The sequence below is a fragment of the Sulfitobacter sp. 1A12056 genome (genome assembly GCF_043558125.1).
Classification (GTDB): domain Bacteria; phylum Pseudomonadota; class Alphaproteobacteria; order Rhodobacterales; family Rhodobacteraceae; genus Sulfitobacter; species Sulfitobacter faviae.
On record NZ_JBIFFY010000008.1, the window covers coordinates 111,598 to 135,892 of the forward strand.

Genomic DNA, 24,295 nt, shown 5'->3' on the forward strand with positions numbered 1-24,295 from the left:
GGTCAAGAGTCACCGATTCGGTGAACCGATTTTTATTGCCTTTTCCCAGATAAAATCTTGGGAGGAGACAGGGAAGCTGTGGGCCAAACGGTCATCGTGATCAAATCATGGCATTTACAAAACTATCAATCGAGGCTGCTGGTGCAGATGCATCATGCGGCTCAATTCCCGCATCTGAAATCGATATCTGGACCATCTTCCGGGCCCTGAGAGACGCGCGCAGCGTGTTCGGGCTTCGCCCTGGCCACATCCAGACCCTTCAAGCAATGCTCAGCTTTTTGAAACCTGGCAACGGCGAAACGGTATTTGCGTCCAACTACACCATTTGCCAGCGCGTTGGCGGGATCGACGAACGGACACTCCGCAGGCACATCAACCGCTTCGTTGAACTCGGATTCATCAAGCGCAATGACAGCTCGAACCGAAAGCGCTACCGCGTACGCTCATCCGGCGGCGAGTGCATCAGTTATGGATTGTCTCTCACCCCCCTGCTCCAACGTGCGAGCGAGCTTATCGCCATCGCGCAAGAGATAGAGAATAACCGGCGCGATCGGATATTTATTCGCAAACAGATCCTTACCAAGCTCGCCCATTTGGAAGAGCATGATCCCAGCAACACATTCATCAACCACGCACGGAAAGCTCTACGCAGGAAGCTGAGCCTCCCCGAATACCACGCTCTGCTCGCCAATACAGATGCAGAATGCCAGAGTTTATCTACCCCGGATGACCCACCTGAAACTATGGAATTGCCCGCCAATGACGGACAAACTGTCCGGCATCAATCTAAGTCTAAAAAAGAAAAAAAAGATTTAGATAGCAACATAGGCGATGAGGCCCTGAAACCAGACTTGCTTACCTCAGTCTGCGATCAGGCGACATCGTTCTCCACAGAGAGACTTAGAAACTGGTTGGACATTGAAAACCATGCTCGAACACTTGCACCCATGATGGGCATTCACCCAGAAACTTTCGAGAAAGCCAAGAATGCTGTAGGAGCTCAGAAAACGTCATGCGCGATCTTCATCATGCTACAGCTCGGAAAACGCATCAGGGATTTTGGAGCGTATTTCCACAGTATCACCCTGGGTCAAAGACAAAACCAATTTGACCCATTAGCTTTGATCAAGCGACTGTCCAAAACCAATGAGCAAACCGTCTAATGTCCACCGCGGTGGACTTCGAACGGGAAACAGCGCTTATGGCAACCACAACTGTCCAAACGCACCTAGCGGCGCGTGGTGGTTCTTCAGTTTATCTCAGACCAGCAGATGTCCACCGCGGTGGACAAGTGACACACGAGCGAGCCTTGTTGGAAATCTCGCCGGCGATGGAAGAAATATGCGGTCAGGCATTACACCCTAAATCCCTAGAGTTATTGTGGGAGGTCACCGTCTCCAAAGAGGTTTGGAAAGAGCCGCTCTCGATAATCCAACGGAAACGCCAACCGAACTGGCGTCTTCGGCGAGGCGGACGTCAGGTATCCGGCGGCGGTCAGTTTACTCAGCGTGTTGCGAGCAGTACGCTCGGACGTCTTGAGCACAATCTGCGCATCGCCTCGTTCCAGTGCCCCATGCCGAAGAACCGCCGAGATTAGTTCCGGCGCACGCTTGTCATCGATGGTATCTGCAACAAGACGACGATACCGTTGGTCCAGTCCGCCGAGATCGAACAATCTTGCTGAGAAGGTGATCTGGTCGAGCGTCACATTTAGGAACCATTCACTAAACGTCTTCAGTGCCACTTCTGACAGGTTCCCCCGTCCGTCGCGGTCTCCGCGGCGTGGACTGTCGGCCAGATCCATCATCCGTTTGTACTCGCCCCGATCGGTTAGCCCGCGGGCCAGCCCACGTGATACGGACCAGAGCTCTTGGCCACCAATCCCCGCTGTGAGGGCCATGGCATGAGACATCAGTCTGCTGACACGGCCGTTACCATCCGGGAAAGGGTGGATGTAGTTGAGCCGGTGATGTGCAGAGGCGATCGCGATGATCCGTCCGCTCGAAGACCGCGCCGCAATCTGAAACCGTTTGTCGAAATGGTCCATGAATGCCGCGACGCGCGACGATGAAGGAGGTAGGTGGCGCCCGACCGCAACTTCCCGATCGTCATCCTGGCGCATGCGTCCCGGAACGATGGGCTCTTGTGTGCCGTCGGGATGTTCGATGACCCGAAACTCGTCAGGCATCTCGTCGTAGAAGCTCTTATGGACCCAAGTCAGGAATTCGACAGATGTGGGGCGGGGCAGGGTGCCTATGCGATGCATCTCATCGATGGCCCGTTGAACGATGACGTGCGCCCGGGCCTCAAGGGCGAGAGGGCGGGTTTCTTCCTCAAGCTCGGCGCCAGCCAGCGCCCTTTCGATGTCGCGAGGGCGTGTGTTGTGTCCTTCGATCAGGTTGGAGTAGTAGCAGTTCATCACGCGGACGAGGTCGGCCAGCTCGGCTGCGCTGTCAGGATGCAGCCCTTGTCCCAGCCCGGTGGCTTCCCTCTGGATGTCGACCGAAAGGTCTGCCAATTCTGTAGGAATATGCTCCTCGAAGAAGCAGGGTTCGATTCTGGCGGGTGTTTCCAGCATTTTTGCCGATCTTCCATGTTTGCAAAGTAATTGAAAAATAAACACATTTCGTACTTTCAATCAAGTTTTTGCCGATATGCGTTGCCGATCTTGCCTGCCGATCTGGAATTGCTGCATGAAATCAATGGCTTCGGCAGAAGGCCGGGCTTTTCGGTTTTGTTGTGTGCCCAAAGGGGCCGGAAAAAGAGAAAGTGTCCTTCGGGTTTTGTGACTGACGAATGAGGGCCTTTGGGGTCCCTCAGATGGGTCCGGGCCGGATTCCGGTCTGTCGTTCCTGACGAAGGGCATTCCCATGCAAATAGGTGTCTTGCGCGTGTTGCGCGCGACCGCTGCCTCGTGGTGGCGACACAAGGAACTACGCCGAACCGGCCAGACGGGGCAGGCACAACGGCTCGAGCGCGAGACGGTCCTGCGTGATCTCGGCTATCTCAGGCAGGCGGCGACGCTGCCGAATGCCCATGTGATTTGCGGAGAGGGCGGCACGTTCATCCATCTTGGTTGGACCACCGTCTCGACCCTCGCGCCGATCGAGCGCTTTCCGTTGGCCGTTCTTGCGGTCGCTCGAGGGACGCCCTTCATCGATATCCGACCCGTCACCGATGTGATTGCCTTTGCGAACCTGCCGCGGGTGACGCGGGACGGATCGGTCGACCCTGAACCCTGGGGTCCTGGCAAGTCCGTCTCGCTGACCACCTACGTCGACATGGTCGAAGTGCTTGGTGCCAGGATCGCCAACGATCCGAGGCCCCGTCAGTCAATCTGATCACCATTCCCTCTCACCAATACTCGAAAGGAGGCCAGCCATGGCCCGATCCCGCACCCCCAAATTCGATGCCTCCGAGGTCATCACAAACGAAATCATCCGCATCATCGAGCGCGGCGTCCTGCCGTGGCGCAAGCCATGGACCGCAGGGGGCAGCTCTCGTCCCCTGCGCGTGGGCGGAGAACCCTACCAGGGGGTGAACAACTTCCTGCTGACGATGCGGACCGTGATGGCGGGCCACAGCTCGCCCTTCTGGATGACGTTGCCGCAGGCCAATGCGTTGGACGCAAAGGTCCGCAAGGGCGAGAAATCCTCTGTCGTCGTCTATTACGGCCAAAGCCGGAAAGACGCGGGCGGCGAGGACGACCGCAGCGATAGCGATGATCGCTCCGAGGAAGCCCGCATCTTCCGCTTCCAGAAATCCTATCGCGTATTCAACGCCTGCCAGATCGAGGGTTTGCCGGATAGCTTCCATCCCGAGCCGGACCCGGTGCCTGAACATCCCCCGTCCGAGCCCATCCCGCACACGCAGGCGTTTTTCGATGCCATCGACATCACGACCGTCTTCACGGGGACGGAGGCGTACTATTTGCCGCCCGTGGACAAGGTCTACATGCCATCCATCACGCGGTTCCAGGACCCGCGCAATTTCTACGGGGTCTGGGCCCATGAGCTGGCCCATGCCACGAAGGCCCCCCATCGACTGAACCGTGATTTCGGGTTCTCGAAGTTTGGCAACACCTCCTACGCGCGCGAGGAGATCGTCGCAGAACTGACCTCGGTGTTCCTGGGTCAGACGCTCGGCTTCACCGCGCATACGCTCGAGATGAATGCCGCCTACCTCCACAACTGGTTGCGCGTTCTTCGGTCGGACAAGGGCGCGATCTTCCGGCACGCCGCGGACGCGCAGCGCGCTTGCGACTACCTGATCGCCAGATCGGAGACGGGCAGGGCAGGGCGCAGTGCCGAGGCCGCCTGACAGATCTATTGCTGCGAAGCGGAATATGGCCGTTTTGAGTTCAATATCACATCGAATGCGTGACCAAAATTTAGGCTAGGTCACACCAGAAACTTTGCGAACTGCATCGAGGAACAGTCCGAACGGTCGGCTGACTGCGAACATCAGCACAGCGGTTGATACAAGAAGCAAAACAATTTCGCTTCGATCAGCTCCAACGAAAAACAGCACTACGGCATAAACGGGCAATTGGAACGACAAGAAGGCGAGCCCGTCGATCAGAGTTTTGCTCCAAGAAACCGTGGGCTTGGTTGTGCTAAAAAACCAGTCTCGCCAGAGTCCGTACGGTCGCCCTGTGAACAGCATGAGCGGTATCATTGTCAGTCGCGTCTTCAGAACTTCGCCGGGCTCCATACCTGCGACGAACAATTCGGTAAGCGATGCGACAAACGTGAAAAAGATCACTGTCGCAAGTGTATCAACTATGGTTTTGCGCATGCCGTCGATTAGCGGTTCTGGATCAGATTGTCGAACGGCAGCAAAGTCACGCTGAGCGGACACTTGGATCTGGTCCGGTTGGGGAGGTTTGGTTCACCACGCGGAAAAGTGAAAGCGGGCTTTGGGAAGGGTGTTTCAACTTCTCAAAGGAGATCCCCATGTCCATGACCGTTCAACCCCTGCAAGACCGTCCGGATCCGAGTGTGATCGCGGCGCAGAACGACGCGTTTCGCAAGCTTGCATGCCTTGGGGTGCCGCCCGCGCAACCCATCCAGGGCCGCATGCATGTCACCCGCTCGCTTATGGAGGCCGGCGATGGCTTCATGGCCGAGGCGGTCAAGGCAACCGGTGAGTTTGCCACGTTCGAGCCTGAGAATGATCCCGAGGGCTGGCACGATTTCGGGGCGGTCGAGATCCGGGGAGAGACCGTGTTCTGGAAGATCGATCTCTATGAAGCAGACTCGGACTTCCGCTATGGGGCTGAGACCCCTGACAATCCTGCCACCACCATGCGCGTGCTGACCATCATGCTGGCGCGCGACTGGTAGAAGGGCAGGGGACTCCTCCCCCCTGACATCTGAGACGATGAAGGCCCGCTGACCCCTCAAAGGGAAAGTGGGCCTTTTGTCGTGGTGATCCCTGAAGCCGGGGATTGGTCACGCGCGTGAGCGCGCGGGCCACACCTCACCCTCCTGGAAGGATATCCCATGACCACAAGCTTTGCTCCCCTTACCGTCGCTATCGGCGATCTCGTCCCGCATCCCGCCAATGTGCGCAGCAACGCGCCGGAAACCTATGACCCCGAGAACATCGCCCATCTGAAGGCCAGTATCGCTGTGCTGGGCCTGCTCCAGCCGCTACTGGTCCAGAAGCTTGACGGCAAATATGCTGTCCTCGCCGGTGGCCGGCGCCATTCAGCCCTGAAGGAGCTGATCGCTGACAAGGCCAGCAAGGGGTTCACGGCGAAAACCAAGTTCGACTGCCGTCTTGTGCCAGAGGATTGCGATGTCACCACGGCCCTGTCGCTCGCTGAGAACATCACCCAGGCACCGATGAACGCAATCGACGAGTTCGAGGCTTTCGCCCGGATGATGGAGGTCGACGGCCAGACGCCCGAGACCATCGCAAAGACCTTCGGCACCACGGTGGCCGCCGTGAAAGGCCGGTTGCGCTATGGCCTTATCCACCCCGACATCCGCGCCGCGGCCCGGGCCAAGGTGATCACGCTCGACACGATGAAGGCCTTTGCCGAGCACCCGAGCCAGGAGGCGCAGTGCGAGGTCTTCGAGGCGCTCACGAAGGACGGCGGCTATCTGCAGGCTTATACCGTCCGTCAGGCGCTCAAATCCCGCGGCGTGCAGGTCAGCGATGATATCGGGGCTTTCGTGCGCGAAGACTACGAGGCGCGTGGCGGTGCCGTCGCGGCTGACCTTCTGGAAGAGCATTCCGTGCTCGAGGATGCCGCGCTGGTCGAGACCATTCTGCTCGAGAAGCTCGGGGCCGCCGCCGAGGACGCCCGTATGAGCCTGGGCTTTGCTTGGGCCGATGCGATGGTGCGCTATGATTACGCGACCATGGCCGATTATGGCCGGGTCTATCCCGGGCCGATCGATCCGGATGAGGCTGCCCAGAAGCGCGTGGATGCGATCACCGCTGAGCTCGAGAAACTCCAGCTCGAGATGGAGGATGAGGGGCTCGAGGACGGTGCCTACAATGCCCTTTACGAGCGCGTGGACGCCTTGGAAGAGGAAGCCCGCGATCTGCAGGAGGCCTACAGCGCCGAGGACCTCGCCCGGTCTGGGGTGATCGCGTCGTGGCAGGGTGGGCAGATCATGCTCCATGTGGGCCTCGTCCGCCCGGAAGACACCGTCAAAGAGGCGGGCGCGCGCGGCTCCTCGGCTAGCCCGACCGGGGAGGAGTCCCCAGACGCCGGCGAAATCACTTATCCAGCCTCGCTGGCCGAGGACCTCAAGACCGAGCGAGCCATGGCGCTTGGGGCCGCGATGGCACTGCATCCGGAAGCCACGCTCGATCTGACGCTCTTCAAGCTGGTCAGTGACGTTCTGGCCAGCGGCATGAGTGTCACGCAGGCGATCAAGATCGACGCCCGCAAGGAATACCGCAGCCATGCCAAGATGGACGAGATCGACGAGACCTCGCTCGAGCAGGTGGCGGCGGCGCATGATGCGCTTGATCTGTCTTGGCTCGATGACACCCGCGCGCCCGCCGATCAGTTCGCGGCGTTTCGTGCCCTTCAGGCAGGGGAGAAGGCCAAGCTCGTCGCCTTTGCAACCGCCAGCACCACGCAGTCCTGCTTCGCGCAGGACCGCCAGCGCGACAGCCTGATGCATGATTTCGAAATCGAGATCATGCCCGATATCCGCGCGCATTGGACGCCGAATGCGGCGCTCTTCAACCGCTTCAAGAAGGCTTGGCTCCTGAAGATCCTCGGCGAGGATCTGGGTCTCGCCCAGGAGGCTTTGACGCTGGCCCCGTCGAGCAAGAAGGAGATCGTCGCCTTCTGCGACAAGCTCTTTGCAGAGCCCTTCGCCACGCTCACGGACGCGCAGCGCGCTGCCGTGGCCGCCTGGTGTCCGCCCATGATGCAGACCGCCGGTGTCGCCTGTGATGAGGCGGAGCCCGCTGCGGAAACCCCGGAGCCTGACAGCGAGGTCGCGCGGGCGGCCTGAGCCATCACGCGACCCGCGCGTGGACCACGCCGCCCGCGCGGGTCGACCCTCCCACACCCAACGGAAAGACATCCCATGGCTATTCTCAAGTTCTCTGCCTCCGCTGTCGCGGCGCAAATCGCACATGCGCGCGCCTGCAAAACCTTCCTGCCCAACTGGAACGGGCCCGTGTACAGGCCGGCCCTGATCCTCATCGTCGGCAATGGTGTGCATCTGCGCTCGAACGGCATCGATGGCACGGCCACCCGTATCGTCACCACCGAGCAGGCCGACCCGTCCTTCGCCTTCGCCGACGGCATGAACCCGTTTCGAGACACCGACTGGATGGCGCAGCGCCGCATGGCGTTTCGCGATCTGACCGGCCAGTTCTACACCGACATCCTGGATGACATGCAGGTGCTCATCGACCGGGGGCGGGGTGCCATCCGGCTCGCCACCGATGGCCACAGCATCCGCGTCTTCGTGCGCCGCGCAGCGGATTATCTCATCGGCGGGACCTACGAGGTGCCCTCGGGCCTCGGCGGCACCTTCCGGGTAATCCTCAAGGATGCCTGCGACACCTTCGCGATCGTGCAGAACTGCGGCAATTGCGAGGATTTCGACGCCATGCAGCCCTACCGCGTGCCGCTCGATGCGCTGATGGAACTCGATGACCGGAGGGTGGCGTAACGCGCCCATTCTCAAACACGCATCGCCAATACCCTGCCGGGCCTGCGGCCCTCTCGGGACATTGGCGACAACAATTTCCCCAATGACAGAAAGGACTCTGAGATGGGTTGGCTCTTCTACACCGACGGCCGCGTCCAGACCTACGCGGATGAGAAAGCGGAGATTGCTCGGCTGTGCACCTTCGAGGGCGAAAGGCGCAAGACGGAACTGGTCAAAGCCTGCAAGGTGGGTTCGACTTGGTACGCGGCGGCAAAGGTCACAAATATCGACGGCACCCCTGTCGAAGACACGACCTATGTCACCGATGCGGATGGCTCCATCACTTTCGCCGCCGTATTCCTTACCCGATATGATGACGGCTGCTGGGGCTACAAGGACATGGAGGAAAGCGCGGGACCGGTCGAATCCCGCGCGCCACTGAGCCTATTGGCCCTGCTGTCCGAGCTGAAAGACCCAGACAGCTATGCTCATGCCTGGCGCCAGCGCTGCCAGGACTGGGCTGCGATCCCGGACTACGAGGAAGGCGACAAGATCAGGCTCGCCACGCCCGTGATGCTCACCGATGGCAGTACATGCCAGATCGTCACCGCGACGCACTACAAGCGGGGGCGGCAAAAACGCCGCTGCTACCGCATCGAGGAAACTGGTGGGCTCGTACGCCTGTCGAAGGCCTCGCTTGCGGGCTCGGAGCTGCTCAGCTCCGCGAAAGGTGCGGCTAGCCCGGTGCTGGCGGAGTTCCTGGCGTGGCGAAATTAGGTCCTGCGCCGGACGGTTCATCGACCTGCCCGGCGACAGCAGATGCTGCGGCTTGTCTTGACAAGGCAATGCAAATGCATTACCTATCGCGGGCAGCAAAGACCCTTTTCTTCAGGAGACTGCCATGACAGCCCTCGCACAAGATGTCTCGAAACTCACGGATCGGTATCAGACGACCGTGCCGGCGGGTGTGCGCAAGCAGCTCAAGCTGGGCAAGGGCGACCAGATTCGCTACTGCACCGAGCCGAGTGGCAGGGTCTATATCGAGCCCGTGCGCAGCGACGAGGAAGATCCCGTGCTAGGAGCCTTTCTCGATTTTGTCGAGGCCGATATCAAGGCGCATCCGGACCGCATTCGGGCGTTCGATGGGGCTTTGCATGACCGTCTTGCAGCACTGGTCGGAGACGTTGACGTCGATCTCGATGCGCCGCTATCGCTCGAGGATGAATGAGCGGCGATAGCGTGCCCGCCCAAGCGCCCCTTGTCGTAAACGGATGGTCGATTTATGCGCATCCGCTCTTTCTGGATCAGCTCGAAGGGCTGACCCTCGAGGTCGAGGCGCGTAAGGCACGCGATCCTAAGACCTGGCGCAAGAAAAACCCGACGAAACGGCTGGCCGCCATCTTCAAGCTGGTCACCGAGGCCATACCGGCAGATCCGGGTGCCGCCGCCTTCCGGCAAGGCGGCACACTCGGCGATCACCGCAAGCACTGGTTCCGGGCGAAATTCTTCCAGCAGTATCGGCTGTTCTATCGGTTCAACAGCGATGCGAAGGTCATCGTGGTGGCCTGGGTGAACGACGACAAGACCCTGCGCGCCTACGGCAGCAAGACGGATGCCTATGCGACGTTCAAAGGGATGTTGGAAGATGGCAATCCACCTGACAATTTTGACGCGCTCTTGAAAGAAGCAGCGGCGGCGAACAAGCGGTTCGAGACGTCCCTTGAAGCAGCGCCCGATCGGTAAGTGGGGTCGAATGCCCGAAGGGGCGGATTCCCACGCTAAGGCTGCCAGTGAGTGGGCATTATGCGTTTCAATCGCCGTCATACTTGGGCCAAGTGAAATAGGCGACATTGGTGTGTCATATGGCTGGTACGATGAAATTCTCAGAAGTCCCTCCCTATCCGTACACCTGCCGTTCGCTGCATCGTGTACTAACTGGTAAGATGCGGACGAAGTGCCACTTCGCTGCAGCTGCGCCAACGACGGCTTACGCTCGAATCTGTCGAAGCACTGAGCAAAAATCACATTCAAGGGCTGCTGATTGTCATACCGAGCTAAGAAGTATCGAAGTCTCACTGTTTGTGATCCCTGGAATGCCCCGCACTTCGCGGAGCACTCGATCGAAATCACTGAGGCTTTCTGCGCTAAGCTGCGCAACCAAATCCCAGTTTCCGTTGGTTGAATGCAATTGATGAAGCGCTGCTATACCGCGCAAGCTGCGTATCACTTGGGTTGTCGATTGACCTGACACCTCGATCATCATGATGGCCTGAACCCCATTTGGCCCGCTATCTTCGCGGGCGCGAATGGTAAATCCCAACACCGCGCCCCTATCCAATAATCTGTCCAGACGTGTCTGCACGGTAGCGCGCGACACCTGCAGCAGTGTTGCGAGTTTCGAGATGGGTGCCCGGCCATCTTCGCGCAGGATCGCGATCAGTTTGCGGTCAAGGTCATCGTAGATATGCATGGCAATATTTGTAATCAAATATAGCAGATTGCTCAATAAGAATATAAATATCGAATGTATTGAGTCTGCAAACTGCCATCACGGCAGTCTATGTTTTCTGTGCAACCCGCAGCACAAGGCTCGTTTCCATGCCCCGTTCCTCTGTTCAGGCACCATCGTCGGTCGCCATGATCCGCCCGCATCATTTCACGCCCAACACGTTGACGGCGCGGGACAACCACTTTCAAACCGACGGTGGCGCAGACGCCGCAAATGTCGCCCGAACCGCGCTGGACGAAGTGACCCGCGCCGCCGAGGCACTAAAGAATGCGGGGGTGCGGGTGCATCTGTTCGAAGACGAAGGCACGGCGACACCGGATTCTGTCTTTCCGAACAACTGGTTTTCGACCCATTCCGGCGGGCATGTGGCCATTTATCCAATGTATGCGCCCAACCGCCGCGCTGAACGGCGGCAGGATGTGCTGGAGATGTTGAAACATACCTACCGTGTCCAAGATATCATTGATTATTCCGGCCTGGAGCAGGACGATCTGTTCCTCGAAGGGACCGGAGCCATGGTGATAGACCATTTGGAACGGGTCGCCTATGCAGCACGATCCAAACGCACCAGTGAAATACTGCTGGAACGCTTTTGCACTCATTTCAACTACGAACCCGTGGTGTTCGACGCTGTGGATGCCCAAGGCCAGCCAATTTATCACACCAACGTTCTAATGTGCATCGGGACCGATTTTGCAATGGTCGGGCTGAGCGCGCTTCCCGATACCGTCCGTCGCCGCGATGTGGCCGAGCGGCTACGCCGGGGCGAGCGGGACATTGTGGATCTGACCCACGCGCAAATCGCCAATTTCGCAGGCAATGCCATCGAATTGCAGGGACGGGATGGGCTGATTTTGGCCTTGTCGTCCCGGGCTTTGCGCTCGCTGGAGCCTGCGCAGATCAAAACGCTGGAACGCCATGTCTCGCTGCTGCCGCTGGACATTCCCACCATCGAACACGCCGGCGGCTCTGTCCGCTGCATGATTGCCGGGCTACATCTGAGTGCCCGCTCCCCTCAAAGCGCCTGACGAGGTTCCCATGTCTCTTACGCCTTCCAAACGCGCCTATGTGCCCTTTGTCTCGGTCGAACACATGATGGGGCTCGTGCATCATATCGGCATCGAACAGGTGCTGACCGATCTGGCCAGCGAGATCGAAGCCGATTTCCGCCGCTGGCCCCTGTTTGACAAAACGCCCCGCGTAGCGTCGCATTCCGATGTGGGGGTGATCGAGCTGATGCCGACCTCAGATGGCGAAACCTATGGGTTCAAATACGTGAACGGCCACCCCAAGAACACTGCCGAGGGTCTTCAGACCGTGACCGCCTTTGGCCTGTTGGCCGAGGTGGAAAGCGGCTATCCCACCTTGCTGAGCGAAATGACCTTGTTGACGGCGCTGCGCACTGCGGCGACCAGCGCCATGGCCGCCAAACATTTAGCGCCCAAAGGTGCGCGGACCATGGCGATGATCGGCAATGGGGCGCAATCTGAATTTCAATGCCTTGCGTTCAAAGCGGTTTGCGGCATTGACACAGTGCGGCTTTATGACATCGACGCCTCCGCCACAAAGCGCTGCGCGCGCAATCTTGCGGCCCAAGGGCTGACAGTGGTGGAGTGCCGTTCTGGTCAGGAGGCGATGGAAGGCGCACAGATCATCACGACCTGCACGGCAGACAAACAATATGCAACGATCCTCACCGACAACATGGTCGGTAGCGGCGTGCATATCAACGCGATTGGCGGCGACTGCCCCGGCAAGACCGAACTACACCGAGATATTTTGCTCCGCTCGTCAATTTTTGTCGAATACCCGCCTCAGACCCGGGTGGAGGGGGAAATCCAGCAGTTGGACCACGACCACGCCGTGACCGAACTTTGGCAGGTCATCGAAGGTCAGGTAAGCGGACGCACGGATGACAGGCAAATTACCTTGTTCGACAGTGTGGGCTTTGCCATCGAAGATTTCAGCGCCCTGCGTTACATCGCGAAAGCGGTAAAAGGCACCCCATTCTTTACACAGCTCGACCTGATCGCCGATCCTGACGACCCGCGCGACCTGTTCGGGATGCTTCAACGAGCGACGCCATAAAACCAACAAGCTCTTGCCAAGCAGCGTGGGTAGAGTTCAAACCAACAAGAAATTCGGACTTTCATTCGAAGCGCAGCATTAGTCACAATGGGCTCGTTTGAGACCTTCGCGGCATCCCGCCCCAACGTCGGCAATGGTGTGAAGGGGCGTCTGTGCGCAGATGTTTTGGTCATCCCCATAATGTAGAGATCTCAAGAGTCTTATCGTCCGGGAAGTTTTGCTGTAACGTTCGATCATCGCGTGAACGGGGAATCCGAGTTGAAACAGCCTTCAGACCGCAAACAGGCTTGCGACAAAGTCAATCTGTCCAAGGTCCATTCTCCCTACCGCCGATCTCGGGTCGCTCTGAGCGTTGCAGCTATGCCGAGAGACCTAGGCGAATTTCTGGATAGGCGCCTCGAGGACCATTGCCGTGACCGCTGAGATGACGTCCCATGATGCCTGGTTTCGGTCCAAGGTGAAGGAGGCGCTGAATGACCAGCAGGCCGCGACACCGCATTCCTACGTGATGAATCTTGTGCAGGCGGTGATTGATGAGAAGCGCCGCCAACAGTCTTGAACAGTGCGTTCTGGTCTTACCTGGTACCTTTGTGCGTTTCGGGGTGTTTTGGTGGGTTGCCGCCGCTTCTTCTGTCAAAAAAGTGTTTGCCGATCGGCTGCGTGACTTAGCCTTTGATTCGGACAAGGGCGGGTCGCGCTCGTGATCTGAAATTCTGCACTCACTCTCGTTGCCCAACCTCCGTCATAGCTTTCGGCGGAAACCACAAAAAGTGTAGAGCGGGCTTTTTGTCCTTTGGAACTCAGACCCTGATCCAAAGGAAACCCCCATGTCCAAGCCCAAACCGGCAAATCCGGCTCTCTCAATCTCCGACACTGACCTCGCCTCTGCCCTCGCGCAAATCGGCGCGGAGATCGACCACCAACCCCTGCGCAGCTCATCGCTTGCGCGCATCATGCGCGAGACGTTTCATGGCAGTGATGCCGGTGGCGCCTGGGACTGGCGCATGGCCTATGACATGATGCAGGCAGCGGCCATTCAGGTGCTTCTGCGTGGGGCCGGTGCCACAGCAGACATCGCCAACGCAAAACTCCTCGCCTCACGTCTCCTTACGGAAACCCGCCGGTCAGAGCAGCAGATCCGGTTGCAGCAATTTTCCACGCCGTTGCCTTTCGCGGCAATGGTCGTGCGGGCGGCAGCCATTCGCAAGGGAGAGACTGTGCTGGAGCCCTCGGCTGGCACCGGTGCCCTGGCTGCTTTCGCCGCCCGGGCCGGTGCCGCGCTTATTCTCAATGAAATCGACCCCTTTCGCCAGCGCCTCCTGCGCGCGGTTTTCGGCGGAGAGGTCACAGGCCATGACGGCGAGCATATCGACGATCTGCTGCAGTCGCTGGTTCTACCCGACGTCGTGGTGATGAACCCGCCCTTCGCCTCATCGGTCGATCGCTCCCGAGACAAGCACATCGCCGCCAAACATCTCGTCGCGGCTGCAAAGCGCCTGGCACCCGGTGGGCGGCTAGTGGCGATCATGCCGCCGGGATTCACGCCCGAACGCGATGCCGCGCATTGGTCCCGCGCCTGCGGTCTCCTGACGCCGCGCTTGGCGTTGACGATGCCGGGGCAGGTCTACCGCAAGCTCGGCACATCTGTCGAAACCCAGCTGATGGTCTTCGACAAGGTGCAGGAGGACGGCGAAATGATCCGCGTCCCTGTGCGGGATCTGGATGAAGCCTTGGCATATGTCGATGCTGTGGCCTCAACCCGGACCGAGATGCGTTCCGTACAACAGGCAGCGGCGATCCCTAACGGGCGGCTGACCGTTCCATCCTCTACTCCGCGCAAGACCGCCGCTGCGCCTGTCGCCGCCTCCAAACCCCGGGCCAATGCCGTTGTCCCGCTAGTTTTCACGAGCCTTGATATCCCGCGCGACAACACGCCGATCTCGGACATCTATGCGCGCTACCGTCCGCAGCGGATCGAGATCGCGGGTGCGCAGGAACATCCCACCCCGCTCGTCGAAAGCATCGCCATGGCCTCGGTTGCCCCGCCCATGCCCTCAAACACGGGCAGTGATGACTTGCGCTTGCCCGCACGGTTGATCGAGGAGGGACATCTCTCCGAGGCGCAGCTCGAGTCCATCATCATGGCGAACGACGCGCACGCTCGCGACCTGCCTGGCCGGTTTATGATCGACGAGGACCAGACCCGGATGACCCGCGCCGACGATGACCCGGAGGCACGTGCCTATCGCCTCGGGTATTTCCTCGGTGACGGCACCGGCTGCGGCAAGGGGCGGGAATGCGCGGGGCTCATCCTCGTGAACTGGCTCGCGGGAAGTCGCAAGGCGGTCTGGATCTCCAAATCCGCAACTCTCATCGAGGATGCGATCCGCGACTGGACCGATCTCGGCGGATCGCCCGCCGACATCCAGCCGCTCGCGAAATGGAAGCCCGACCAGCAGATCCCCATGGGCGATGGCATCCTCTTTGTCACATACGCGACGCTGCGTTCCGCTGGCAAATGCGGGACAACCCGCCTCAGCCAGGTCCTCGACTGGATGGGCGAGGACTTCGACGGCGTGCTGGCCTTCGACGAGGCTCATGCCATGCAGAACGCCGCCGGATCGTCAGAGGGCAGGGGGGTCAAACCCTCCCAACAGGGTCTCGCCGGGCTCCGCCTGCAACTCGCCGCTCCCAGGGCCCGCGTCTTCTACGTCTCCGCTACCGGCGCCACCTCTGTTCACAATCTCGCCTATGCCTCCCGTCTCGGTCTCTGGGGCCAAGGGCCGGAATACCCGTTTCCGAGCCGGGAGAGTTTCGTCTCCGCGATGGAAGCGGGCGGCGTGGCCGCCATGGAGGTGGTCGCGCGCGATCTGAAGACGCTTGGCTTCTACACGGCGCGGGCGCTGAGTTTCGACGGCGTGGAATACGACGTTCTCGAACATGCGCTGACACCGGCCCAAATCGAGATCTACGATGCCTATGCCGGCGCCTTCCGGACGATTCATCACAATCTCGAGGCGGCGCTGACCGCGACGGGCGTCAATGATGCCTCCGGTCAGACCAATGCCTCCGCCGCCAATGCCTCGGCCAAGTCCCGCTTCGAGAGCACCAAGCAGCGCTTCTTCAACCATCTCCTGATGGGCATGAAAGCCCCGACCATTATCCGCGCTATCAATGAGGACCTGGCGGAAGGATTTGCCTGCGTCATCCAGGTGGTCTCGACGGGAGAGAGCCTGCTGAAGCGCCGGCTCGAGGCGATGCACCCGGAGGACGAGCTGGCGGAGGGTGCCTTGACACCTCGCGACTACGTTCTCAGTTACCTCGAGCAGGCCTTCCCGATCCATGCCCAGAAGCTTGTCGAGATCGACGGGAACATGGTGGCCGAGCCGCTTCGGGATGCGAACGGCGCCTTGGTCGTCTCACGCGAGGCGCTCGCCTTGCGCGACGCCGCGATGATGGAGCTGATGACGCTGGCGCCGATCCCCTCGGCGCTCGATCAGATCCTCTGGGCCTTTGGCGATGAGGCCGTGGCAGAAGTCACAGGCCGATCTATCCGGCCCCTCAAGGCCGAGGACGGCCATCTCTTCATCGAGAAGCGCGCCGCCAGCAGCAATTCCTCCGAAACCCAAGCCTTCATGGACGGTGAGAAGGATATCCTGATCTTCTCCGATGCAGGCGGCACGGGCCGGTCCTATCACGCGGCGCAAACGGCGAAGAACCAGAAACGGCGGCGGCACTACCTGTTGGAGCCCGGCTGGCGCGCCGACGCGGCCATCCAGGGGCTCGGCCGCACGCATCGCTCGGCCCAGGTCAGCGCGCCCTTCTTCCGGGTCTGCACCTCGGATGTGCATGGCGAGAAACGCTTCACCTCGACTATAGCCAAGCGCCTCGACCAGCTGGGAGCCCTGACCAAGGGTCAGCGCGAGACCGGCTCGCAAGGCATGTTCCGCGAGGAGGACAATCTCGAAAGCCCGATCGCGCGCGCGGCATTGCGTGGCTACTATGCCGATCTTGCCGCCGGGCGCGCCGAGGCGATGAGCTACGAGAGCTTAACCGACTGGACGGCCCTGCGGCTGATCGACAAGGACGGGGTGCTGCTCGAAGAGCTGCCGCCGATCCAGCGGTTTCTCAACCGAGTTCTGGCGCTGCCCATCCACATGCAGAACGCGCTCTTTGCCGAGTTCATGCGCCGGATTGCCGATCAGACCGAACGGGCGCGCGCAGCGGGTACGCTCGATCTCGGCGTGGAAACCCTGCCTGGCGAAAAGATCGAACAGGTTTCCACCGAGGATCTCTGGACCTGCCCGAAATCCGGTGCGGTCACGCGGATCATCGGACTTGAGGTGACGGACCCGGTGCACGTGCTGTCGGCGGATGACGCGCTGTCGCGCAATCCCGACAAGCTGCCCATGGTCAACCGCGCTTCCGGCCGCGCGGCGCTGATCTCGGCGCGGCCCATGCAGATGTATGACGAGGATATCGTCACACTGATGCGCAAGGCCGTGCGGCCCAACGGGTTCAGCTACCTCGAGGAGACGCGGTTCGCGTCCTCTGCCTGGGAAGACATCGGCAAGCCTGAGTTTGCAGGGCTTTGGGATGCCGAGGCTGCGTCCCTGCCAAAAACCACCACGACCAAGCTCTACCTGCTGACCGGGCTGCTGCTGCCGATCTGGAAGAACATTCCGACCACCAATGAGCGTATCTACCGCGTCACGCCGGACGGGGCGACCGCCATGATCGGGCGCACGCTGAGCGAAGAAGGGGCGGCCGCGCTGCGCGCCCGCTTCCTCGTCTCCAATCCGCAAACGCCGCAGGAGATGCTGACCGCCGCCCTCGGCACCACCGTACCTGTCGATCTGGGCCGGGGTCTCACCCTGACCCGTCGCCGCGTCGCAGGCGAGATGCGCCTTGAGCTCTCTGGTGCGGATCGGGGCATGATCGACGGCCTCAAGGCCCTCGGCTGCTTCACCGAGATCATCGCCTTCCAGCTACGGGTGTTCCTACCGCATGGGGACGGGATCGACACAGCCGGCATGCTGGCTCTGATCGTCGGGCAGGGAGCCGCCAGAGCGGCAGAACGAGCCGCCTGAAAAGTCAAAGCGGGCTTCCGGTCGGGCGGCGTGGATCTGGGTTTCACCGGTCTGCGCTTTCGGGGCGCGGGCAGACCAATGCCACGCTCAGCCCCCCCAACTTCAGACGAGAGGACAGACCCATGACCAACCCCCAGATCGACTATGCCGCAATGGCGGCTCAGTGGCGTGCAGAGCGCGAAACCACCTTGAAGGCATCCCGAACGGAGCTGCTCGCGCAACTACGTGCGCTTGGCATCAGCGAGGTCACCGCCGAATACGAAGGCTATGGCGATTCCGGCAATGTCGAGGATGTGACGGTGCAGCCTGCGGAGGTCCAACTGCCGGAGCCGCTTGCCACCGAGGTTGGCGACTTCGCCTGGTCGCTCGCCTATCACCATCACCCGGGGTTCGAAAACAACGAGGGCGGCTACGGCACGCTGACCTGGGACATAGCAGCCGACAGCATCACGCTCGATCATGCGGACCGCTACGTTGAATGCTCGCACAGCTATGACGAGGGGCTGTGAGATGGCGCATCCGCTTCATCATGCCGAAAGCTCGGCCCGGAAATTCGGCGGAGTGCCGTCTGACTATCAGTCCATACATGACTGGTTCGATGCCTCGAAAGAGCACCTCGCGCTCTTCACGCACCGAGCCATGCGTCACCATGCCCAAGGCCTATTTGAGGCCGAACGTGTCTTCGGCGTGTCCCTGACCAATAGCGCAGGTCGGGACATTCCCGTGCGCTGGATCGGCGAGCAGCATATCCGTGAAGACTGCCAGGGCCGCATTCCGAGCATGGCGGACTGGCTGCGACGGATCCAGCCCGAGCCATGGATGGCCAATGGTCATATCGACCGCCAAGTCGGCGATGATCCCTGCGGCGACCCAAGGGTTGCCTGGGCCTCCGAGGTCGCCGCCGGACGAACCGTTCTTGGCCTGAAGGATTGGATGGCGGCGCGCGCGATGCAAGCCACGCAAAGCGCCTGACAGGTCTCGGTCGTTTGCCAAACGAATGCCGCACGGAAGCCCGGTTGGACGATCGGGCTTCTTGCGTCGTTTCCCCACCATTCTTCTTGAGGAGGATCGCATGACACTCGATGAAATCAAAGCCGCGGTTGATGCCGGGCAGACCGTGCATTGGGCCAATACCGGCTACGTTGTCCACAAGGACAGGCTCGGTCAGTACCTCATCACCTATGTGCCGAACGGAAGCTGCATCGGTCTGACCGACCGGAGCGGGCACCGGTTGAACGGAAAAGAAACGGAGTTCTTCGTCGCGCAATCGAAGGACGCCGCAGAAAATCCGGGCAACCAATCAAGACCAGACGGGCAGGGGAGGGGCGTAGCACCCAGAGGCGCGGGGGCATTCCCACTCGGACAGCAGCTCTGACCCGTGGGCGGGGCTGAAAGGAAAGCAGGCTTTCTGATTTGTGATCCCTCAAGGGGTCAAGAAAGCAATCCCGGATGCGTTGGCAAAAACGTCAGGCACCGGCCAATCCAAAAGGAACCATCCCATGTTCGCAGGAACCCTTAACCGCAATGTCGAGACCGCAGCCGCCGAATACACCGGCATGATCCATTCGACGCGTTTTGACATCGCCATCCAGCTCGAGGCACGGGCCAAGATGTCCGAACGCAGCCCGGATTACGACGTGACGGCGGTCAACAAGTCTGGCCGCAAGGTGCGCATCGGTACGGCCTGGAACGAGACCGGCACGACCAGCGGCAATCCCTACATCTCGATGCAGATCGATGTCGGTTTGGGCCCGTTCCGGGTCAACGCGGTGCAGACGAAGGAAGCGCGCGCGGCCCAGAGCGGCGAATTCGAGATCATCCCGCTGGTCTCGAACGGCCTGATGAAATCCGGCTCGATCTCGGGCGAGCTCACCGCCATGGACGCTGACAACGCCTTCACGGGCTACATCGCCAACATGATGTTCGATCTGGAGTTCATGCTGATCGAGAACAGCTACAAATCCGAGGAGACCCACCCAGATTACCGGATCGAGGTCAGCTCGCCCCGGGGTAAACCAATCCGCGTCGGCTCGGCGTGGATGGCCAAAAGCAGCCGCACGGGCAATGACTACCTGTCGCTGCTGATCAACACGCCTGATGGCGACTTGCGCGTCAACGCCGTGCAGAACGAAGAACAGCGCGGCGGGCAGACCTTCTCGATCATCCCGTTCATCGACAGCGGTGAGCAGCCGCAGGACGCGGGCGCGGGGCTCTCCTTGGTCGCCTAATCGGCGCGCGAGGGGAGACGATCTGAATCGAAAGGGGAGCCGTGGGATCACGGTTCCCCTTTTTCTGTGCTGACAGGGTGTAGATACGCACTTGAGTTTGTTGAGTACCGAACCGACCTACTGTGGTTCTCAGGATCATGCGCCGCCGTTGCCTCACGTCTAAAACGACCATCCGCCACAGTCACTCGGTTCCAACCTGGTTCACATCATACAATGAGGATAACAGCGGATTTTAACGTTGTCGTTGAAGGCTGCGGCGCAACGCACGGTTGCCCTCGTTTGGGTCATCCTCTCCAGGGTGTTTTCCCCCGCCCTTCCAGTCGTCCGACACGAGCCATTCCTCGAAATAGATCAGCCAGAGGTGGGTCCAGGGGATGATGGTGAGGTCCAAACGTTTGCTGGCGTCCCATTGTCCGGTCCCGGGCAGATAGAGACAGAGCCGATCCGGGTCATGGTAGATATGCGGCAGGTCGCGTTCACCGGCGAGCAACCTCAGGGCAGGATCTACGACACGAACATCCGGCGTCCCGTCCCTTTCGAGGACAAGGGTGACCTGATACGTCCGGGAAAGCGGCGTAGGTTGTGCGTGAAAATGCCATTCCAACCGGCGCGGACCGAGCACCCCCTCGCCGGCTACTGTCTTGGACTTCCGCAGGAACAGGTACTGCTGGGGCAGTGTCAGCGGGTTTCTTGTGGTCGAGCCCGCCATCGCGCCTAGTCCCCGAAAAACTCGTTCTTGGGAACGGACGTCGAAGCGGCCGATTGTTGGGTGGTGAGGCCAACACCCGCACCAAGCACGAGAGCGCCCGTCTTCCGCCCCTCGTTCAGCGCGTCCATCCGCCGGTTCATTGTTCGGGCAACAAGTTTGTCACCCAGGCTGTCCTTCATGGAGCCGACAATGGCGTCTAGGCCGACGAGGTCACGAAGGGACTCAAAATCCGCAAGCGCCTTGCTATGCCATTTGTAGAAGGCTTCGATCCGCGCGGGTTCTTCATTCCATCGCTCGGCAAAATTCTCGCCGTTGGTGGTCTCGTTCCAGACCGCGTAGATCTGGCGGCCATTGACCAGAGGCCGCTCGATGAAGACCGGCATCAGGCGGATCGTGTCGATCAGCACCTCGAGTTCGTCGGCGAAAACATGACGCCTGACACACATCTCGTAGGAACGCATGGCCAGGGTCGTGATGATGATCGAGATCGGCGCGATCTCCTCCTGAACATGCAGGAATTCCAGATCCCGGTGACGCTTCAGGAGCTGCACGGTCCGCCGCAGAATGCCCTTGACGGACTGACGTACCGGGAAAGGTTCTGTCGTCGCCGCATCGCGCTGTGCCGCGATGATCGACTGTGTCATCCGCGGTACCAGTGCTGCCCTTTCGTCGAATAGGGCTCGATAGGCCCGAGGATTTGTAGCATGCCAGTCCCGTAGCTTGCGATCGGGCACCAGCTCACCGCCGTTCATGCAGTTCGGATTGGCAATGGTCGGGGAGATGTCGAGGTGAAAGTCACCGGCGTAGTTCAGGCGCCAGCAGCGCTTCTTTTCTTCCAGGATCGACGCGTAATAGGCGTGTTCGCGCAGGCGCTGGCCGATCGCAGCCTTTAGGCGTGCCGGTGCGATTTCTGGGCCGAGGCCAAGGATAAAACTGATCAGGTCGACATCGAACTCGTCGCGTCCGATCGGTTTGATCGAGGTCCCTAGTGCGCCAGAGCCGTGCAGGTAGACATGGAGGGAAGCAAGCATCGGGTCGCTCGATCCGGCCAACCAATCCGCGACCGCCTCGTAGCTGGTTCGGGCTTTCTCGAACTGGGTTTGGGTCCATTCCAGCTCCTGGCAGATTTCTTCGAGGATCGTGAAGACCTGCGCCCGCCGCTGAATGGCGGTATCGGTGAGGGTGTGCGAGAAGTTCTGGTTCATGCCGCGTTCCGTTCGAGTTGATGCACGGGCACGAACGGCTCGGCAGGTTGCTGGAAGAAGATGGGGGTCAGGGTGGGGCTCGCGTGCCGGGCGCTCGAAGCGCCAAGCCCCTTGAGCCTCTGGATCTTGGTGGTGTCGTCGAGGGAAAAGAAACCGTCCGGCACGCTCGGCGAGTACCGGTGAACAGCCGTCCGGTCATGCGGATCACCTGTCAGATGACGGGCAATGCCGAGCGCACCGCGAGACTGGCCGTCCATGAGAAGGCTGAGAGCCTTCAACCCGAGGCCGGCTTTTCCGGGGGATTCAGGCAGCATGTAGACCTCGTCGACGCAGCCGAGGCTCAGGATGTGCAATTCCTGCGAAGACCAGCCGAGCATCGAAATCGCTTCGACGGTCGCGACGCCTACCGGATTGTTGCACCAAGTGCCGCCATCGAGAAGCCCGACATCATCCACCGTCTTGTGACGCGCGAAATAGGTTGGAGCGGCCGACGTCGCCATCGCGGCGTCGAGGGCCGGCTTCCGGTAATCCTTTGTGAGCCGCGGATGATGCGACGTCTTGTAGATGTAGACGCTGCGCTGGTCGGCATCCCAGGCCGGGATCAGCAACCGGGTCTCCGCTTCGCCGATGAGCTTGTCGCCAAGGACGGCGTGGAGCTCGTCCCTAAGCGTCGATGCCTCGTGCTTCGGCTTGACCAAGTGACGGAAGGCCGCACGCGCATCCCGGGCCTTTTGCCCGAGCCAGCTCTTGTCTCCCGCTTGCCCGAAGATCGTCGGCCCGCGATTTTCGTAGAGTTCGAGGAGGGTCTTGGCCTTGATGCCGAGGGCTAGGCCGATCGCGAGAATACCCCCGGTTGACGTTCCCGCAATCAGGTCAAAGTAGCGGCCAATCGGTTCGTCCAGGTCTTCTTCCAAATCCGCCAGAAAGGCCGCCGGTTGGGTGCCTTTGATGCCGCCACCATCGATGCTTAGGATACGTCTCATGATGCACCTCGCTTTTCGAGGGTTGGCTCAGCCAGCCCACCATCAGGCAGTCCGACGATGCTCTGAAACATTGGTGTCAGCTCGCCCGTAAACGGTATCTTCATGGCTGCTTCCTCGTTTCTTTGCCTGTTGAGCGTTTCTTGGCGTGACTTGAAGGTTTACAAATTTGCCTTCCGTTTGGCCTCGTGCTACAAAATAGGGACAAAAGGCCGCGCTTTCAAGCGTTGTAGTTTACAAAAAATCAATCATATGGGTGAAGTGTAAACCACCCACTGGGAGGACGCTATGATTGGCAAGAGACTCAAAGGAGCCCGGGCGGCATCTGGCCTTTCGCTCCGTGCACTTTCCGATGCCATGGATAACAAGGTGTCCGCTCAAGCCATAGGCAAGTACGAGCGCAATGAAGACATGCCCGGATCGGGCGTGCTGCTGAGTCTTGCCCGAGCACTCGAGGTCTCTGTGGATTTCCTACTGAGCGATGACGAGCTTGAGTTGGAGGGCGTAGAGTTTCGCAAGTCAGCCAGCTCGTCGGCCAAGGAGATCGCGACGATCGAAGCCAAGACGCTCAATATGGTTGAAAAGTACCTGGCTGTCGAAAGCTTGCTGAATCTTTCGAGCCAGGAGTGGGATGCCCCGCACGAAGCGCCATACTGGGTGACCGATGTTCGAGATGCCGAGGACGCGGCTCGCAACATGCGTGCCTCTTGGCAGCTTGGTCATGACCCGATTCCAATGCTTGCCGAACTCCTCGAGGAGCACGGGATCAAGGTGTTGTCTCTGGACGTTGATCGGATCGATGGCCTTGCGGCCAAAGTCCGTCGAAAAGAGCATCACTCCGCGCGGGTGATCATGATCAAGAAGAAGACCTGGTCTGAACGGAAGCGCTTCAGTTTAGCTCACGAACTGGGCCACATGGTTCTTAAGGTCGCCGAAGGGTGCGATTCAGAACGCGCCGCAAATCGATTTGCTGGTGCGTTCCTCGTTCCGGCAGAAGTGCTACGGCAGGAGATTGGTGCCCGCAGAACGGACATAAGCATTGGTGAGCTCATTAGTCTGAAGGATCGGTTTGGCGTCAGCATTCAAGCGCTGACGTATCGATGCAAGGATTTGGAGATCATCAACCAGGCAACATTTGCGCGCCTTTTCAAGGTCTATAAGCAACGAGGTTGGCGGGATGAGCCGTTCGAGGAGCCGAATTCCATTCCTTGGGAACGAGAAGAACCGGACCGCTTTCAAAGGTTGTGTTTTCGTGCCCTCTCCGAGGGGTTGATTGGGTTGTCTCGTGCGGCTGAGCTTCTCGAAATACGAGTAAAAGAACTGGAAGAACGTTTGGACCACATGGCATAGT

Annotated in this window: 24 protein-coding genes; 18 read left to right on the top strand and 6 right to left on the bottom strand. The window is 60.1% G+C overall.

The window, feature by feature from the left end; translation table 11 throughout:
• The first annotated feature begins 107 nt into the window (after window positions 1–107).
• Window positions 108–1,163 carry a plasmid replication protein RepC gene (repC, locus tag ACGYLD_RS14730; protein ID WP_394402967.1) on the top strand — a complete coding sequence of 352 codons (1,056 nt, stop codon included), beginning with the start codon at window positions 108–110 and terminating at the stop codon, window positions 1,161–1,163.
• 212 nt (window positions 1,164–1,375) lie between these two features.
• Here the strand turns inward: repC and ACGYLD_RS14735 are convergent, their stop codons facing one another.
• Window positions 1,376–2,578 carry a Fic family protein gene (locus ACGYLD_RS14735; RefSeq protein WP_394402969.1) on the bottom strand — a complete coding sequence of 401 codons (1,203 nt, stop codon included), beginning with the start codon at window positions 2,576–2,578 and terminating at the stop codon, window positions 1,376–1,378.
• A gap of 292 nt (window positions 2,579–2,870) precedes the next feature.
• Here ACGYLD_RS14735 and ACGYLD_RS14740 point away from each other — a divergent pair, with 292 nt between their 5' ends.
• The gene (locus tag ACGYLD_RS14740; RefSeq protein WP_394402971.1) at window positions 2,871–3,341 is read left to right on the top strand and encodes a hypothetical protein; all 471 of its coding nucleotides are present in this window, start codon (window positions 2,871–2,873) and stop codon (window positions 3,339–3,341) included.
• A gap of 40 nt (window positions 3,342–3,381) precedes the next feature.
• On the top strand, window positions 3,382–4,320 hold the full coding sequence (locus ACGYLD_RS14745; protein ID WP_394402973.1) for an ArdC family protein: 939 nt from the start codon (window positions 3,382–3,384) through the stop codon (window positions 4,318–4,320).
• A gap of 75 nt (window positions 4,321–4,395) precedes the next feature.
• On the opposite strand, the gene alaE is transcribed toward ACGYLD_RS14745, so the two are convergent.
• Window positions 4,396–4,860, bottom strand: coding sequence for an L-alanine exporter AlaE (gene alaE / locus ACGYLD_RS14750; protein WP_394402975.1), 465 nt, complete (start codon window positions 4,858–4,860; stop codon window positions 4,396–4,398).
• Between the two features lie 95 nt (window positions 4,861–4,955).
• Between alaE and ACGYLD_RS14755 the strand changes: the two genes are divergently transcribed.
• From ACGYLD_RS14755 to ACGYLD_RS14780, 6 genes are all read left to right on the top strand, one after another.
• Window positions 4,956–5,345, top strand: a complete 390-nt coding sequence (locus ACGYLD_RS14755) for a DUF3768 domain-containing protein (RefSeq protein WP_394402977.1) — start codon at window positions 4,956–4,958, stop codon at window positions 5,343–5,345.
• Between the two features lie 159 nt (window positions 5,346–5,504).
• Window positions 5,505–7,487: a ParB/RepB/Spo0J family partition protein gene (locus ACGYLD_RS14760; protein WP_394402979.1), complete on the top strand. Its 1,983-nt coding sequence runs from the start codon at window positions 5,505–5,507 to the stop codon at window positions 7,485–7,487.
• 75 nt (window positions 7,488–7,562) lie between these two features.
• Entirely contained in the window at window positions 7,563–8,156 is a 594-nt protein-coding gene (locus tag ACGYLD_RS14765) for a regulator (RefSeq protein ID WP_394402981.1), read from the top strand.
• A gap of 102 nt (window positions 8,157–8,258) precedes the next feature.
• Window positions 8,259–8,912 (top strand): DUF6927 domain-containing protein, encoded by a 654-nt coding sequence (locus ACGYLD_RS14770; protein WP_394402983.1) that lies wholly within the window; start codon window positions 8,259–8,261, stop codon window positions 8,910–8,912.
• A gap of 124 nt (window positions 8,913–9,036) precedes the next feature.
• Window positions 9,037–9,363, top strand: a complete 327-nt coding sequence (locus ACGYLD_RS14775; RefSeq protein WP_005668772.1) for a type II toxin-antitoxin system PrlF family antitoxin — start codon at window positions 9,037–9,039, stop codon at window positions 9,361–9,363.
• Window positions 9,360–9,878, top strand: coding sequence for a type II toxin-antitoxin system YhaV family toxin (locus tag ACGYLD_RS14780; RefSeq protein ID WP_394402985.1), 519 nt, complete (start codon window positions 9,360–9,362; stop codon window positions 9,876–9,878). The genes ACGYLD_RS14775 and ACGYLD_RS14780 overlap by 4 nt, the downstream gene beginning before the upstream one ends.
• Window positions 9,879–10,179: 301 nt before the next feature.
• On the opposite strand, the gene ACGYLD_RS14785 is transcribed toward ACGYLD_RS14780, so the two are convergent.
• Window positions 10,180–10,605 (bottom strand): Lrp/AsnC family transcriptional regulator, encoded by a 426-nt coding sequence (locus tag ACGYLD_RS14785; RefSeq protein WP_394402987.1) that lies wholly within the window; start codon window positions 10,603–10,605, stop codon window positions 10,180–10,182.
• Between the two features lie 128 nt (window positions 10,606–10,733).
• On the opposite strand from ACGYLD_RS14785, the gene ctlX reads away from it, so the two are divergent.
• From ctlX to ACGYLD_RS14825, 8 genes are all read left to right on the top strand, one after another.
• Window positions 10,734–11,672, top strand: a complete 939-nt coding sequence (gene ctlX, locus ACGYLD_RS14790) for a citrulline utilization hydrolase CtlX (RefSeq protein WP_394402989.1) — start codon at window positions 10,734–10,736, stop codon at window positions 11,670–11,672.
• A gap of 10 nt (window positions 11,673–11,682) precedes the next feature.
• Entirely contained in the window at window positions 11,683–12,732 is a 1,050-nt protein-coding gene (locus tag ACGYLD_RS14795) for an ornithine cyclodeaminase (RefSeq protein WP_394402991.1), read from the top strand.
• A gap of 412 nt (window positions 12,733–13,144) precedes the next feature.
• Window positions 13,145–13,291, top strand: a complete 147-nt coding sequence (locus tag ACGYLD_RS14800) for a hypothetical protein (RefSeq protein WP_156505811.1) — start codon at window positions 13,145–13,147, stop codon at window positions 13,289–13,291.
• A gap of 268 nt (window positions 13,292–13,559) precedes the next feature.
• The gene (locus ACGYLD_RS14805) at window positions 13,560–17,822 is read left to right on the top strand and encodes a strawberry notch-like NTP hydrolase domain-containing protein (RefSeq protein WP_394402993.1); all 4,263 of its coding nucleotides are present in this window, start codon (window positions 13,560–13,562) and stop codon (window positions 17,820–17,822) included.
• A 122-nt stretch (window positions 17,823–17,944) separates the two neighbouring features.
• Window positions 17,945–18,331: a DUF6878 family protein gene (locus ACGYLD_RS14810; RefSeq protein WP_394402995.1), complete on the top strand. Its 387-nt coding sequence runs from the start codon at window positions 17,945–17,947 to the stop codon at window positions 18,329–18,331.
• A 1-nt stretch (window position 18,332) separates the two neighbouring features.
• The gene (locus ACGYLD_RS14815) at window positions 18,333–18,794 is read left to right on the top strand and encodes a DUF6915 family protein (protein ID WP_203212335.1); all 462 of its coding nucleotides are present in this window, start codon (window positions 18,333–18,335) and stop codon (window positions 18,792–18,794) included.
• 100 nt (window positions 18,795–18,894) lie between these two features.
• On the top strand, window positions 18,895–19,197 hold the full coding sequence (locus ACGYLD_RS14820) for a hypothetical protein (protein WP_203212336.1): 303 nt from the start codon (window positions 18,895–18,897) through the stop codon (window positions 19,195–19,197).
• Window positions 19,198–19,321: 124 nt separating this feature from the next.
• Window positions 19,322–20,050: a DUF736 family protein gene (locus ACGYLD_RS14825; RefSeq protein ID WP_394402998.1), complete on the top strand. Its 729-nt coding sequence runs from the start codon at window positions 19,322–19,324 to the stop codon at window positions 20,048–20,050.
• Window positions 20,051–20,282: 232 nt separating this feature from the next.
• Here the strand turns inward: ACGYLD_RS14825 and ACGYLD_RS14830 are convergent, their stop codons facing one another.
• From ACGYLD_RS14830 to ACGYLD_RS14840, 3 genes are read right to left on the bottom strand one after another with little or no spacing between them, the layout of a single operon-like run.
• Window positions 20,283–20,759, bottom strand: a complete 477-nt coding sequence (locus ACGYLD_RS14830; protein WP_292069321.1) for a hypothetical protein — start codon at window positions 20,757–20,759, stop codon at window positions 20,283–20,285.
• 5 nt (window positions 20,760–20,764) lie between these two features.
• The gene (locus tag ACGYLD_RS14835; RefSeq protein ID WP_394403000.1) at window positions 20,765–21,964 is read right to left on the bottom strand and encodes a nucleotidyltransferase; all 1,200 of its coding nucleotides are present in this window, start codon (window positions 21,962–21,964) and stop codon (window positions 20,765–20,767) included.
• Complete coding sequence (locus ACGYLD_RS14840) at window positions 21,961–22,947, bottom strand: CBASS cGAMP-activated phospholipase (RefSeq protein ID WP_394403001.1); 987 nt, start codon at window positions 22,945–22,947, stop codon at window positions 21,961–21,963. Before ACGYLD_RS14840 ends, ACGYLD_RS14835 begins: the two co-directional genes overlap by 4 nt.
• Window positions 22,948–23,232: 285 nt before the next feature.
• On the opposite strand from ACGYLD_RS14840, the gene ACGYLD_RS14845 reads away from it, so the two are divergent.
• Entirely contained in the window at window positions 23,233–24,294 is a 1,062-nt protein-coding gene (locus tag ACGYLD_RS14845) for an ImmA/IrrE family metallo-endopeptidase (protein WP_028288601.1), read from the top strand.
• Window position 24,295: the final 1 nt, after the last annotated feature.

Excerpts from the sequence above, each read along its gene's own strand:
- ACGYLD_RS14735 (WP_394402969.1), bottom strand. The coding sequence starts at position 2,578 with ATGCTGGAAACACCCGCCAGAATCGAACCCTGCTTCTTCGAGGAGCAT.
- ACGYLD_RS14760 (WP_394402979.1), top strand. The coding sequence starts at position 5,505 with ATGACCACAAGCTTTGCTCCCCTTACCGTCGCTATCGGCGATCTCGTC.
- repC (WP_394402967.1), top strand. The coding sequence starts at position 108 with ATGGCATTTACAAAACTATCAATCGAGGCTGCTGGTGCAGATGCATCA.
- ACGYLD_RS14795 (WP_394402991.1), top strand. The coding sequence starts at position 11,683 with ATGTCTCTTACGCCTTCCAAACGCGCCTATGTGCCCTTTGTCTCGGTC.
- ACGYLD_RS14745 (WP_394402973.1), top strand. The coding sequence starts at position 3,382 with ATGGCCCGATCCCGCACCCCCAAATTCGATGCCTCCGAGGTCATCACA.
- ACGYLD_RS14845 (WP_028288601.1), top strand. The coding sequence starts at position 23,233 with ATGATTGGCAAGAGACTCAAAGGAGCCCGGGCGGCATCTGGCCTTTCG.
- ACGYLD_RS14775 (WP_005668772.1), top strand. The coding sequence starts at position 9,037 with ATGACAGCCCTCGCACAAGATGTCTCGAAACTCACGGATCGGTATCAG.
- ACGYLD_RS14825 (WP_394402998.1), top strand. The coding sequence starts at position 19,322 with ATGTTCGCAGGAACCCTTAACCGCAATGTCGAGACCGCAGCCGCCGAA.
- ACGYLD_RS14740 (WP_394402971.1), top strand. The coding sequence starts at position 2,871 with ATGCAAATAGGTGTCTTGCGCGTGTTGCGCGCGACCGCTGCCTCGTGG.
- ACGYLD_RS14815 (WP_203212335.1), top strand. The coding sequence starts at position 18,333 with ATGGCGCATCCGCTTCATCATGCCGAAAGCTCGGCCCGGAAATTCGGC.
- ACGYLD_RS14835 (WP_394403000.1), bottom strand. The coding sequence starts at position 21,964 with ATGAACCAGAACTTCTCGCACACCCTCACCGATACCGCCATTCAGCGG.
- ACGYLD_RS14780 (WP_394402985.1), top strand. The coding sequence starts at position 9,360 with ATGAGCGGCGATAGCGTGCCCGCCCAAGCGCCCCTTGTCGTAAACGGA.
- ACGYLD_RS14810 (WP_394402995.1), top strand. The coding sequence starts at position 17,945 with ATGACCAACCCCCAGATCGACTATGCCGCAATGGCGGCTCAGTGGCGT.
- ACGYLD_RS14820 (WP_203212336.1), top strand. The coding sequence starts at position 18,895 with ATGACACTCGATGAAATCAAAGCCGCGGTTGATGCCGGGCAGACCGTG.
- ACGYLD_RS14830 (WP_292069321.1), bottom strand. The coding sequence starts at position 20,759 with ATGGCGGGCTCGACCACAAGAAACCCGCTGACACTGCCCCAGCAGTAC.
- ACGYLD_RS14785 (WP_394402987.1), bottom strand. The coding sequence starts at position 10,605 with ATGCATATCTACGATGACCTTGACCGCAAACTGATCGCGATCCTGCGC.
- ACGYLD_RS14755 (WP_394402977.1), top strand. The coding sequence starts at position 4,956 with ATGTCCATGACCGTTCAACCCCTGCAAGACCGTCCGGATCCGAGTGTG.
- ACGYLD_RS14770 (WP_394402983.1), top strand. The coding sequence starts at position 8,259 with ATGGGTTGGCTCTTCTACACCGACGGCCGCGTCCAGACCTACGCGGAT.
- ACGYLD_RS14840 (WP_394403001.1), bottom strand. The coding sequence starts at position 22,947 with ATGAGACGTATCCTAAGCATCGATGGTGGCGGCATCAAAGGCACCCAA.
- ACGYLD_RS14805 (WP_394402993.1), top strand. The coding sequence starts at position 13,560 with ATGTCCAAGCCCAAACCGGCAAATCCGGCTCTCTCAATCTCCGACACT.
- ACGYLD_RS14765 (WP_394402981.1), top strand. The coding sequence starts at position 7,563 with ATGGCTATTCTCAAGTTCTCTGCCTCCGCTGTCGCGGCGCAAATCGCA.
- ctlX (WP_394402989.1), top strand. The coding sequence starts at position 10,734 with ATGCCCCGTTCCTCTGTTCAGGCACCATCGTCGGTCGCCATGATCCGC.